Origin of the sequence: Halalkalibaculum sp. DA3122, assembly GCF_043951865.1 — a bacterium.
In the GTDB taxonomy this organism is placed as follows: domain Bacteria; phylum Bacteroidota; class Rhodothermia; order Balneolales; family Balneolaceae; genus JAMQKA01.
In genome coordinates this window covers 89,215-103,797 of sequence record NZ_JBINJF010000013.1, presented here as the reverse complement: position 1 = coordinate 103,797, position 14,583 = coordinate 89,215, and the positions used below count along the sequence as shown (strand labels likewise).

General features: G+C 53.4%; 3 protein-coding genes. All 3 read left to right on the top strand.

Features of this window, described 5'->3' with window-relative positions; genetic code table 11:
- Positions 1-3 precede the first annotated feature (3 nt).
- A complete protein-coding gene (locus tag ACG2F4_RS10640; protein ID WP_395260561.1) occupies positions 4-174 on the top strand; it encodes a hypothetical protein in 171 nt (56 codons plus the stop codon).
- A 413-nt stretch (positions 175-587) separates the two neighbouring features.
- A complete protein-coding gene (locus ACG2F4_RS10635) occupies positions 588-2,360 on the top strand; it encodes a hypothetical protein (protein ID WP_395260560.1) in 1,773 nt (590 codons plus the stop codon).
- Positions 2,361-2,410: 50 nt separating this feature from the next.
- Entirely contained in the window at positions 2,411-14,566 is a 12,156-nt protein-coding gene (locus ACG2F4_RS10630) for a hypothetical protein (protein ID WP_395260558.1), read from the top strand.
- Positions 14,567-14,583: the final 17 nt, after the last annotated feature.

The window sequence follows — 14,583 nt, the reverse complement described above, 5'->3', positions numbered from 1 at the left end:
TTTGTGATACCATGGGCATTCTTTTACGCTTTTCTGCCCGGGCCCCGGCGGGTGAGCCTGATCGTGTCGTTCAACAACTGGAATGAGGACCAATACATGGAAAAATTCCTGTTTGACGAGCGGCTGGCTACCTGTCAAACCAACGCCACTTCTATAACACCCCTGAAGGATTAAATTATTCTTGAGTTTTCGGTATTCGAGGAGTTAATCAAGAAGATTTGGTTCGTCTTGGATCACCCCAAAATGAACACCCCCTAGAGTGTCAAAGAGAATAGTCAGGAGTTTATGTGGGTTTAAGGCTAACATCAAGGTTTTATTTTGATTAGGGAAATTATAAAAGCCATTCTCCGGATACCCAAAATGGGCAATATCCGGTAGTAAAATCTAAAACCAGTGGCAAACCCGGGTAACTTAAAATGCTCTTTCAGCACGGCAATTCTTTTCAAAATGTGTTGCCCCACGAGATATGGGAAGATGTGATTTTAGACACTCTTTAATCATCATTGTTAAAGAGTGTTTTAAAAACTGCGGAAGCGAAGACATGAATATTTTTTGAGCCATCCTGCAATTATTTCACGTATTCCAATATGAGTAACAAAATAATTCACTACAGGATGGTTATTACGGTTAAGAAAAAAGCAAGCTTTATTGCCGGGGCTATAGCTGTATTTGTTTTCTGCTCCGTCGGTTTTGCACAGACCGACCCGTTTATTGACGGCTCAGACATACGACCGTTTACCGCATCGGGAAGTATTGGTCTCTCTGCGAGTGCCTACACAGCCTCAGGTATTCAAAATCGGCGTGCTCCAGCCAGTCTTCAGACCAACGCCAATCTGAACTTTTCCGTATTTGGATTCAGTTCAGGTCTGAATCTACTGTATTCCACAGATCAGTCACGCCTGCGACAGAATATGAATAACCTAAGTTTTGATGCCAGCTGGAAATGGCTGACTGTCCAGGCAGGGGACGTGAGTCCGGCCTTCTCGGAATACGGGCTGAACGGGACCACAATCAGGGGCGGCTACCTGCAGGTTAGTCCCGGCAACTGGCTGGTGGAACTCTCCGGCGGGCGGTCCAGGCGCAAGGTCGATTTTCAGCCCCGTGCGGAATTACGAGAGCCGGCCTACGAACGGTGGGCAGTGGCCGGCAAGATCGGGTATGGATCTGACGATGACAGCCATTTCTTTTTGAGTTCCCATTATTCAATTGACAAAAAGCATTCGGTGGATAATCCGGGAACAATCACACCGCAGGAAAATCTTACGATTACCCCCGACGCTCAACTATTGATCTTCGATGGAGCGATCAGCCTGGCCAGCCAGGTAACATTTTCGGCCTACACGCGTGACCTGAACAGCCCGCTCATACCCCTTGGTGGGATCGGGGTTCCTGCCTTTTTAACTAACATTATGTCGGCTCATACGAGCTCACGCATAAACTACGCGGGTCAGGCGTCGGCAGACCTGGACCTGGATCAGTTTGGATTGCAGCTCGGCTACGAGCGGGTACAGCCGGGGTTTATTTCACTGGGTGTTGGACGGACGCGCGATGACCAGCAGAAAGTACGGATTAGCCCCTCGGTGCAACTGTTTGACAATAAGCTGTCTCTGCAGGGAAATATTGTGCTGGGCCGGGATAACCTGTTGAATACTCGTCTTCATACCCAGCAAAATACCACCATTGGTACAACGGCCCAGTTGCAGCTTACCGACCGGATTTCGATCAATGGAAACTACAACCTGATGGTCAACGATATCTCCTCTAATACAAAGTCGGGTACTCCGCAACAGGGAGGTGGTATCGATCAGGTGCAGGTTTCAAATACTTTTATGCTGCAGCCTGCCGCCACCTTTCAAAGAGACGAGCATACCCATAACGTCTCAATTTCCGGTTCCTACTTTACACTGACCAATGAGTTTGAAGGACCGGGTTCCTCGACCTCCGGCAACTTCGCGTCCGATACCTATTCCAGCTCGGTTACCTACAGCCTTACATTCCCCTCCGGATTTTCTGTAAACACCATGAGTAACTTCTTAATCAACCGTTCCAACCGCTCGGAAAATATCTCAACAGGAGCGAATTTTGGAGCGGTGTATTCACTGTTTGAGCGCAAAATGACACTGAGTTTGAACGCGGGCATTAACCAAAACCGGAACGAGATCAATCGAGCAGGCCCAAACCAGGATGATCTCACTGTAAAGGCCCGCCAGTTGATGTTGAACATGACGGCAAACTATCGGCTGACCAGTAAAGATACGTTCTCACTCTCGGTACGAAACCGCAGCAACAATGTCCTCCAGGGCGGCAGCAGCAGATACGCCGAGCTGGAAGGTAATTTTAAATATCAGCATCGATTTTAACCAGTTTATCCAATCCCCATTTGCACATGGACCAAACAAGATTTATAAAGTTGAGATGTTTCGCAGGTATAGCTGTTATAGCCGTGTTTATCCTGGGGCTTGGAGGCCTGTTCGGGTCGGCCGCGGGTCAGGGCATGGTGAATATTAATGTGACGGGTATTCCCAGCGTGGTGGACGCACCGTTTACCGACCAGTTTGAACAAAATTTTCGCAACGGACGCTACCAGCTTGTTTTTACCTACAATAACAACAATTCTGTTGCTGTTGACTTCCGGTTTAAATTCAGGGTAACCAAAGGGGGAGATGAGATCCTGGAGGTCACATCCGAGCCCGAAAGTTTTCGGCCCGGGGCATATGTGTTTACATCTGTATTTGACGAGCTTCCTTTCCCCCAGTCGTTTAATAAAACAATGGAACAGGTGGACAGCCGGCTGAAGCAGCAGGTCCTCCAGGAGGGGACCATCCCCGAAGGCAACTATGTCTTGTATGTGGAGGCGGTACCGGAAGAGGGTGCGGGCATGATCAGTTCTCCACAGTCCATGACGCCATTTATGGTTCGCTACCCGCAGCCGCCTATGCTCATTAATCCATCCAACGAATCCAATTTGACGCTGGAAACACCGGTATTCAACTGGACATCCCTGCAGGGGCTCCGGCAATACGCGGTACAGTATGATTTTCTGCTCGTTGAGGTGCTGGAGAGTCAGACGCCGCTACAGGCGCTGAACAGCAACAGGGCACATGCCCGGCAATCAGTAATAGATCAGAATACGTTGATCTATACCCCCGAATATCTGCCGCTTGAAGAGGGCAGTGAATATGCCTGGCAGGTAACAGCGAACACTGTCGACGGCACACTTCCGATTAAAAATGACGGGCAAAGCGAATTCCAAACTTTCACTTATAAAAAAGATGCCGGAGATGAGTTGATTTCTGATATTCGGCAGCTTGACCAGGTTCCGCTGGTGCCGGAATTTGCACGACTGGTCAACCTGGGCCAGCTGGAGGTGACCGAGGCAGCCGACTCCTACGTGCTTAACGGCAGGGCGACTCTGGAGCTCAATTTTATTAATTCTGAAGCAGGGCAGCTCCGGGTACAGGTCGATAACCTGCGCCTGCAGAAACAATCCCTTTCCAACCCGGTGCTTATGGGCGGGTCGCTGCGGGGAGATGCCGGACAGGTTGCGTCCATTCCCGGCAACTCCAGCGAGCTCACCGAACTGGATGAAATCATATGGAGATTTGGGGAAGGAGTCACCGCTACTGCCACGCTGTCCGACTATAGTGGGCAAAGCTACCGGGCGCAAGGTACACTCAATCTGACGGCAACCCGGGCCAGCGGTACCGTTCGCGCATCGGGAGAGCCGCTGTTTACAGTCAATGAGGACTTGGCGGAAATTGAGATTACCGAGATGACAGCGGCATTCCCGGAGGGTACCGTTTCGGGTAAAGGGGCATTGCGCGTATTTGGACAGGATACGGGCTGCGAAATCAACAACTTTGCTTTCCTGGATGACAGGATCTCCACGATGTTCCGCTGCGAAACCCCTTTCGCCGTTCCGCTGGCCCGTGCAAGTGACGCCGTCAGCCTGGATGTAAACAGGATATCGGGCACGGTTGATGCCCGTCCCCAGGATGATGAGCTGGACTACCACCTCAAACTGGACGCCACGGCGGGGTTGCTTACTGAAGGTGGTGAGACCTGCGGAACCGATGCCATCATCACCGCAGATTCAGAAACGGGCCTTGCCATCATTCCCGGGCAGCGGAAGTGCAGTGCCGTTCAGCCGCGTATCGACCTTGGGTTCATTCAGCTTGAGCTGACACAAACCGAACTGGAACATCTTTCATACGACCCGGCAAACCAGGACTGGGATTTCGAACTTCTGCTGGGTGCCAAAGTTGAAATACCCGCATTTGATGCCTGGAAATCAACTGAATTGGAAGATATTAGGGTTGATAACGAGGGGATCCATTTTAACAAGTATGCATTTGAAGACGGGCCGTTTTCACTGCCGGAATACGATATCCACGACTACCGGGTAAGGCTGCAGTCGTTACTGATGCGCGAATTTACGTTTCCACTGTTTGAGTGGGATAAAACCGGGCCCGGCCCCTGGGAGCTTGCATTCAGCGGGGAGGTTTCAGTGCCCAATGACAGCAGGTATCCCGAGTGCATCCGGGGAGAAACGATGGAACTGACCGGGGGACACGTGCAGGATATGCTGGTCTTCGGGGAAGTCGGTGTAAATAGTTTTTCGGGCTGTTCGGCAGATTTCGGCACTGGCCACGCGCTGAATATCGATGAGCTCTCAGGGCGCTTTGGCGTAGAATATCATGAAGACGACAGTTTTGAACCGATAGGCCGGCTGGATTTGGGCGGGAGTATCAGCCTGGGACGCCCGTTTACCTGTGATACCGGTGATTCTACTCCGCTTGGAGAACAAAAGTTCTCATTCACAACAGGATTCAACGGCACGCTGGAAAATGTTATTCCCGGATGTGATGTCGCCATCGGTCCATTTACGGCCCGGGTTACCGACTCCGATATTACTTTCTCCCACACACCTGGGGCTGACAGGGAGGCGACCATGCAAGCCTCGGCGGAACTGGAATTACCCGGCGGCCAGCGGGTACAGGGTTCGTTTGGTCTCAACCTGTTGACCGGTGAGTTTGAATCGGTGTCCTTTAACATCAATGATCCCTTCGAATGGCAGATACCGGGCGAAGATCCTGTCCTTACATTCCTGGTCAACAGCGCCCGGATCGATGAAAATGGTTTTTTAATAGACGGCCGCCAGCAGTTTCTGCTTGAATCGGGAACCCGGATTGGGACCACCTTTGATAATCTGCTGATCGATCTGGAGACCCTGAGGCTCACCGGGGGACGGGTAATTTTTGATGAATCGTTCGGGATGATTGCGGGAATCGATGCCGGTACGCAGTCACTGAATTTCAGGGCGGTTGATGCTGATACTGCTTTAACGGAAGATCCGGGCCTGTTTATGGAGCTGGGCGGGCAGGTAACGCTGGATTCGGCCGGGGTCCATGCTACGGGTACGGCAAATGCGGCGGTCATTTTTGACGGTCGGCAGTATGATGAACTGGCTACGGTTGAATTTTCGGATGAGTTCGCATTTCAGCTGTATCCTTTCAAAGTCGGCAGCGGCCGTGCCGATTTCATGGTGGACGGCAGCCGATTCGCCTACGCAGACCCCGACGGTTTTCATCCCGTTCCCGGGTTTTTCGCCGATATGATCATTCCCGACCTCCTTCCGCTGCCTACGGAAGATATCGCCTACCTCCGGCTCAGGGAGGGTGACAGCCTGCTGGTTGATGCCGTGGAAAACAGTGAAGGGAACTACGTTCTTTCCACCAAACCCAATACACCGCTTTCACTCGTGGCCCCGTTCTTGAATAACGCCAATCCCCCCGTGTTGTCGAATATTACGCTTGACAACGTGGTTATTTCCGCCGACCCGACCAATCCCGAAGTTTTGGAAGGGGCTATTATCGCTGATGTACCTGTGGGGGATCCGAACCTGCAGATGAAGAACCGGAACGTTCCACTGACCCTGCGACAACTCTATTTCGGCAGCCGGGTAGTGGATGGCAGTCCGTTGACCGCCCTCTACCTGCTCGGCGATCTGCACCTGTTTGAAAGTGATCTGCCGCACGACCAGCAGGCAGCCTTTTATATCCAAAGTGATGGAGCCCTGCAGGCCAGTCTGAACCTGTCGGGCATGGGAGCACAGGTACCGCTGCTGCCTGGCGGCCAGGCAATGCTGATGGTGGATGCGGTGAGCGGGACCTTCTCACTGCAGGAGGGGGCTACTTCGCCGGCCTATGACCTGGATCTGACTGGAGGCCTGGAAATAGATACCGAGTCCGGATTTAGCACCGGCGCGGATATTGGTATCCGCCTGACGCCCGGGACCTTTAATGTCACCAATTTTGTGCCCGATGACTTTGGAGCGGATGCAGAGCTCGATTTCGGGGTATTCGGCCTGCAGCTCGACTCGATCGAGTCACTGCCGCAATTTGGGTACACCCGGGCCAACGGATTTGAGTTTGCCATTGCCCTGGATGCCGGACTGCGCATTCAGCCCGCCACCGGGGACGAGTTTGTATTTCCCCTGCTGGGCCTGGAGCTCCGCAATACCGGTATTCACCTGCCGCCGCAGGATATCGATGAGAGCAGCATCCCGGGGCTGGATCTCCCTGCAATTTCACTGGCCGGCTTCAGCTTCAAGCCGCTCGGATTTGAAACGGCTTCCACCTTTACCTTCGACTGGAGCCAGGGCGTTGCATTCAATCCTGATGTGAGTATGGACTTCGAAGTGGAACTGCCGGAGTTTGAGGGCACGGGACTGAATCCACCGGACGGCCTTACGTTCACGGGCGTTTCCATGGATGACGGATTTTTTACCGGTTCGGTGGCGCCCTTCCAGCCGTTAGGCGGGGCGGAAATCCCATTGATAGGAGGGATGCCCGACTCACCCACGCTGATGATCAGCGAAATTTTCGGCTCGCTCAGCCGGGACCAGGACCAGCAGCTCGTCGATATCCGGGTGGATGCCGAGCTGGGGAATCTGCCGGCGTTTACCGGGGACGATCCGGACGCCTGTGTTGAGGATCCCTCATTTACGCTGGCCCTGGTGGAAAGCAAGTATTTTGAAGGAACCATCAGCGGCGTACAGCCCTGTGGATACGTGGAGATCGGTCCGGCAAAGCTTTCGGTTTCGACGGCTGATCTCATATTCTCTGTGTCCGCGAATTCCCAGCGGGCGGAACTGGACGGCGGCGTGGATCTTACGCTACCCGCCCCGAACGATGGCTCCCCGATCACCGCGAGTGGACTTCTCACTCTTGACCTTATTACCGGTGAAATCAGCGGCGGCTCGGTCGATATCACACAGCCGTTTGCATTGAACCTGCCTTTCGCCTCAGATGATCCGATGTTGAATTTCACCGTCAACCAGGCCACACTGGATGCCAACGGACTTAGCATTCAGGGCGGCGGTAACCTTACTTCGGACGGCGTCCAGGCCAATGTGCAGTTCAACAACTTGCTGATGGGATTTGATCCGTTTGTTGTCGAGGGAGGCTCCGCCACTATCGATTCCGATTTTGCGGCAGAGATCGGCCTCTCACCGTTCTCATTTAGTTTGGTGGATACCACTTCCCAGCTGCCGGCCGACAACGCCATCCGCATGGACCTGAATGCCGATATGGAACTGAATCCGGCCGGGCTGACCTTTTCCGGGACCTCTATAGCTACGATTCTCTTCAGCGGACAGGAATACGCTTCGCTTCGGGCCGAGCTGGTGAACGGGTTCACCCTTAACGTCGGCGGGTTTTCCGTAAACAGCGGAAGTGCCGAATTTTATGATGACTCGGACCAGGGGCAGGCGGTTGATCCGCTGGCTATCCTGGATGATTCAGGCTTCAACCTCGGGTCACAAGTGTTGGCCTTGTTGCCCTCACGCATCCCGCTGCCCACCGAGGATATCGCCTATGTGGATATCAAAGACCAAAACGACAGTCTTCTGGTAGATCTCACGTCCAACCAAAGCGGCGGATATACCATCAGTACCAACGGCCAGCCGCTGCCGGTCGTGATTCCTGCTCTCCCTGATCAATCTGACAATCCCACCGAGGTGAACGTCGAATTCAGTCTCACAACTGATGATGCTTATCATATCACCGGCGGAGCCCTGACGCTTCAGAGCGAAACTTCGCTGGCATCCAGCCTGGATCTTCCGTTGAGCCTCCGGGAACTCGAAATAACGGATGACGGAAACGGTCCCGAGCTGAAGGCCGGCCTGGCACTGGAACTGCCCGGCGTGCTGCAGGAACATGAGGCCCTCGTCAATGCCACGATAAATTCCGGTGGAATCGAATCGGGATCTGTGAGCCTGGGCGACTACCGGACCTCCTATCAGGGCGGGCTTACACCACTGTACACCTATTCGCATTCCGGTTCGGTCTCCGGCAGCAATGAGTCCGATGTTTTTGAGGCCTCCTTGCTGGGTGTGGAAGCTACATTTGGAAGTTCAAACAGTGTAGCCCTGTCGGGAACGCTGAGCAGCAGTTTGATCATGGATCTTAATGCCGGCGATGAGCCGGTGTTCTTCAACGCCTCTTGGTCGAGTGCCGGATGGGATTTTTACCTGGATCCGGGCAATACCATCCGGGAGATGACGATGGGAGCCGTTACGCTTTCGCCCAATGCGCACGATGGGATAGGGCTTGAGACCGATGAGGACTCATTTTACCTGGTGCTGAACGGGACGGTCTCCCTGGAAGATGTACTCGGCGAACCGCTCGATGTGAGCGTGCAGGACCTGGAAGTGGGGGTCAACGACTGGAGTTCCAGTCCCTCGCTGCATTTTGCGCTGGGTCAGTCGGTGGGAACGCTTGCAGATCAGCAGTTTACATTGTTCGAAGGAGCGCTGTCCGGGAATATCATCGCTCCCTCGGTAACAATCACAGGCCGGGCAGTGGCGCTGAGTTCTTCATCCGGGACACTCACCTTCCTGGAAAAGGATATCGATTATCAAAACCTTGTGATCGATACTGACGGGCAGTTCGACTTCGGGCAGATACAGTCGGATGCGATAACGCTTATCGACGATCACCTGGTCATAAACTCAATGACGCTTTCCAACAGCGCCGGGCTGCGGCTCGATACCGAGTTGGCCATTACGCTTCCGGCTCCCGTGGATCAGACCTCCACATCAACCATCAGTATCTACCGCGACGGGCAGGGCCAGGTACAGGTTGAGGCATCTGAACCGGCGTTTAGCCTGGATGAAGAGTTCGCACTCGGTGATTTTGGGCATTTTAAGCTGACACAGGTCGCTGCCGATATCGATCCGTACGACTGGCAGCAGTCCGGGGTATATGCCAACGGGGAGCTGTACGAGGCTGACGAGGTGGATCCGATCATCTATTTCGGTGAGAGCGGTAATTTTCCAAATAATCCCGGGCTCGGTTTCTCTCCGGGACAGTTGCCCATGGTGCAGTACAATGCGACCGGCAACGTATCCTTTGCATTCGATTTCAGCTTTTTTTCCGTCAACATCGCCTTCGATCAGATCGCATCCACACAGGATGGTTTTGAAATCACCCTGAACGGGCAGGCGGATATCAACCTCGACCAGATGTCGGCCAACCTGGGCTACAGCGGGTTTACCGTCAGCCACAACGGGGTAGAGGATGTCGGCAACCTGGATGGTTCCGGCTCTATCGACATGGAGGGAATCGGCACGCTGACGATAGGCCAGTTCCTGTATGAGTCCACGCCCAACGGCAAAGAAATTACGATGGCCGACGCGTCTCCCAAAAGTCCGGACGAGCTGGACGGCGGGGCCCAGGATGTACAAACGACCACAAAAAATGTAGTCGAACTGCTCTGCTTCGGTCCCTGTCCGGCAGATACCGGAAGCCAGAGTGCCAACCCGGCCCTGGAATTGTCGATCAGCGCCAATGCCAATAGCGAATCGGGTGGGTTCACCGGGGGCGTGCACAGTATCTATTTCTATGAAACGGTTGGCGGCGAACGCGAGCTCTACATTGAAGATTTTAACGTCAGCATCGATGATTTCTTTACGATGAACGCCAGCCTCAACTACCTGCAGGACGGCAACGACTTTCTGCTGCGTGCCGCCGCCACTGGTACCTTCGATATCGGGGGGAGTACCGCCGGGGCTGCCGTAGCCGGCAAGTTTGCTAACATCGACGGGGAAACCAGCTACGGTCTTTTCGTTGCTGTACAGGCTGACGTAGGAATCCCTATTGTTCCCGGCATTATCGATCTGAACGGCGCGGGAGGCGGATTCTTCTGGAAACCCGACCAGGCCGACCTGGACCTGGTCAGTACGGCCATAGGCGGCTTTGGTCATGAGCTGGTCAACGAAAATGCGATGCCCGCGGCCGATGACGTGGACTTTGCAGTCATGCTCTATGCCGATATCGGCATCGCCGGCAGTGGCAACCAGTATGTGGTAGAGGGACAAACTTTTTTCCAGATTACGAACCAGGGCTTCTACATGGATGCACGTGGCAATGTGCTGCAGATGGACGGCGAGGGGACTGCCAGCGCGCTTGTCCAGGGAGAGATGTATATATCGATGCAGAGAGATCCGTTTTATATACTGGGAGATATCGGAATAGCATTGGAGGTACCTGGAACTGTTTCCGGGGAGGGAAATATCGAGTACTTCCTGCGGGAGACGGATGATGAGGTGGTCTGGGGCATTATCGGGAATGCTGAGTTTGGCATCTTGGGTGATATGCTGGAGGGCGACGGGGAGTTCCTGGCTGCCCAGCAGGGCTTCCTTCTGGAAGTTGGGGTAGGGTTTAACGTCGGTGTGCCGCTTATCTCTGTCAAAAGTGATGTGACCGGTTCTGTCTGGCTGCTCGATGACCCCGACTTCAGCCTGCCGTTCGGGGCGTATGTGGTGTTCAGTGCCGAGGCTTGCCTGGGCGTCTGTATTACCGCAGATGCAAAAGGTGCTTTTGTGACGAAATCTCCATCAGGTTTTGAAATTTATGCCGCTGTCAAAGGATGTGTAGATCTGTTGGTCGATGAAGCCTGTGTATCAGCATGGGCATCAGTCGCGGATAATGGGATAGATGCGGGATTCGGAAAAGGCAGCCATAATGATCTGATAGCCCAGGCCCAGGATCAGCGGGACCGGTTCCGCCAGAAGATTGAGGATATGAAAAACCAGATCGCTGCCGCCAAGGCCGCTCTCCAGGAGCCGCCGGGATTTGCCGGCTTAGGCGTGAGTACCTCTGATGTGCGTGACGCCGGGAGAAATTTTTATTCCCAGAGTAAAGCCGTGCGAGACATCGCAGTGACAAGAATACTGAATGATGTGGAGACCAGTCCTTATGGAAGCAGCAGTCGTTCTTATTCTCCGCCTTCACAGCTCCAGCAAATGATGAACACGGTAATGAAGGCAGACCGTACACATAATGGCCTGGTTGAATACATCTTGTCTCCGGAAGACTCCCGGTTTGTACTGGTCAATTATTTTGCCGATGTGGAAGATATGTCTGATGATGTGACCGGTTTACTGGATGAGGGGTTGCAAACATCCATTGAGTACCGCGAGATGGCAGAAAGTGCTTTTGACAGTATGATGACCACCATGACCCAGTCCCCGGTGTCCAATGTTTACAAGCCCGTTCCGTCTGCAAATGTATCCGAATCGCCCTCCTTCCGGGTTGATGAAACTGTCGCATCAGAACAGGCGCAGAGTACAGAGGAGTTGAGGAATCAGATTGAGGAGATGGATAACCAGTTTCGTGCAAGCATCGCCGACGTCGAGGCCAGCCTGCAGGAGATGCACTCCCTGTTGGATACCAGGGTGGAGGGGTCAATTGCTGAGAATAATTTGACGGTTACCCCCGGGGTAAACAGGCTGACGCAAGAGTATGCTCATGTCATCAGGTTGCTTCAGGAGTACTACGCGATGGAGGCCAACAAGCACTGGCTGGAGTGGGACTGGGCAAGCAACCTTCATTCAACAGTGCAGCAGCAGAGCGGCCAGATCCAGAGCGGCATCCAGCAGCTGAACAACGGCTTCAACAGTGCACTGGCTAATCGGAATAGTAATACGAATGCTTACATGAACGAAGTTTATCGGACTGTACAGCGGGCCCATGCCATCTCCCGTTTTAAGGATTCGACTTTTACATCGTCAATTCCTGCTGTGAATGATCCATATGTAGCACCACAGGAGATGCTGACTGTTTTCAATGAACTTGAGAATCCCAGCTGTACTGATGGCTCCCTGGATTGTGTCAGAGATTCGGTGGCCGTGATGAATAATCGTTTCTGGTATGATATGCACGACCTGGGATTGCAGGATTACACCAATCAGACATCCAGGAGAGTGATCAACGATGTGGTGCCCGCCCATAGCCAGCTGGAAAACAGCCTGCTTGACCCGTTGAAACAGGTCACCGACCTGGCCGATCAATTTTACAGCAACAAGGCGAACCTCACTTCCATCCTTTACAATATGATTGACAACTACCTGGGATGGCGCCAAAGTGTAGAGGTTGTAACAGAGGGGGCCGTGCAGGATACGACATCGTCCGTTGACTACCAGCAGCGCTTGCAGGGGCTCTCTGATGAACTGGTACCGCCCCAGATAACGGGCATTACAGCCGACCCGGAACGACCTTCTTATTCCGGCGTGAACACATTCTTTAATGAGACGGACATAAGCTGGAATGCCACCCATCCGGCGGGCATCGTCGAAAACAGTATCGATGTGAAAGAGTTTGAGGAAGACACCGATATTTCGGTCGGGTATCACGATTACCTGTCGGTTGGAAGTAATACCTCGATCACACAATATCCATACAAGCGGACGCATCCCAGGGGAAGCAATCCATCACCGGCGGAGCTACAGATGTCCAACACGAGGAGGATGAATGTCGGAGTACGGGTGCGGGGACTGGCCGGCAACACGGCTATCCGGCGGGCCACCTTTTACGTGGATGTGGGACCGGGCGGACAATCGGTAAGCCCGGGAAGTTCTGTACTTTCCAACAGTGTGAGTTCGCCGGACAGACCCGTACTCTGGCTGAGTTCGTTTTACGAGAAGAATACCACTACGCGGTATCAGCAGGTCACCACCCAAACGCAATTCGGTCCCATAAATATGACGGCTCCCGTTGAGGTCGATGAATACTGGACGAATGAACCAACTGCCATCGATCTCCACATCCAGGCCCATGATCCGGAGAGCGGGATTGCCACTTACGAGTACGCGGTGGGCAGCAGCAAAGGGGGCACCGATGTTATTGCGTGGACCGAACTGCAGGGCACCCGCAATTTCCTTTCATATGTGCCAACATCGGAAATGATCGGGCAGACCAGGATGATTAATATGACGCCTGGACAGGAATACTATGTGAGCGTTCGGGTGACGAACGGGGCTGGAATGACCAGTCGGGTTATGGAGAGCAGCACTCCCGTAATCTATGACGGGGAAGCGCCGGGTAAACCGGGGCTGGCCTACGTGGCTGTGCCCATGCAGCAGATGTCCTATGCGATGGGGTACTCAACGCCGGTCGATCCGGTCCTGGAATCGGTGCCTGCTCTTGATACTGATCCGGAACTGCTTAATGACTGGACCTACTCGGCAACACCCGAAATTGAGCGAAGCTGGACGGCTTCATCGGATGATCAGTCCGGGGTTTCCCATTATGAATATGTCGTTTCCACATCGGAGGAGGTACCGCTTGAGGATTTTGAAGATGTTCGGGTCAAAACAACCGAGGGGACCCATCTTGAATACTCGGGCGATCTTCCGGGTTCACTGCTGGAGGATTTTGAAACCGGAATCTATATACACGTCCGCGCAAAAGATTATGCAGGCAATGCCAGCGAGGTGCGCACGCTCGGTCCCAACATAGCCAAAGATCCCACCTCACCCGTCGGCGGCAAGATGCAGGCAAAGGTTGATCCTTTCGACGTCAAGCTCTACCTGGTGGAACTGCCTTATGATCCCGAAACCGACCTGGAAGGCATCCAGTATGCCCTGGGCACCTCTCCCGGGGCAACCGACCTGAGGAGCTGGCCGGATGGCAGCAACGTTGACTTTGCATGGAGCTCCGAACAGAACGGGGAACTCTATTGGTCGGGAATATCGCATACCAACCAGGAGCGGTTCGTCTCAATTCCCCGGAGCCAGCTTCCCGAGGGAGATACATTCTATATCAGTTACCGGGTCGTCAACGGGGTAGGCAAAAAATCCGGTACCCGGGCTACCGGACCCATCAACCTGGACGGGAGCAGGCCGTTGACACCTTCAATCGACCTGAGCTACAATCAATCGAACTCAGAACTGCAGATCGACCTGGAGAATCTCGAAGATCCCGAATCGGGCATCGCTTCCGTCGAGTATTCCGTCCGGTATCTCTCATGGAATACGCTGGTGGGGTGGACCGATATGCACGAACATGCAGGTAACAAACAGGGGAGCTTTGATCTTTCCGGGTCTGTTTCGCTGTCCGGGGACCAGGTCGATGATCCCACTTACATTACAGTTCATGTGCGGATAACCAACGGGGCGGGACTGCAACGTACCGCTCAAAAAAGTGTTACCTTCAGCGATATGTATCAAAATTTAATTCAGGCGGTCCAGCAGCAATATAACGGGTTCCTGATAACCTATTAATTGATTCAACCAGATAT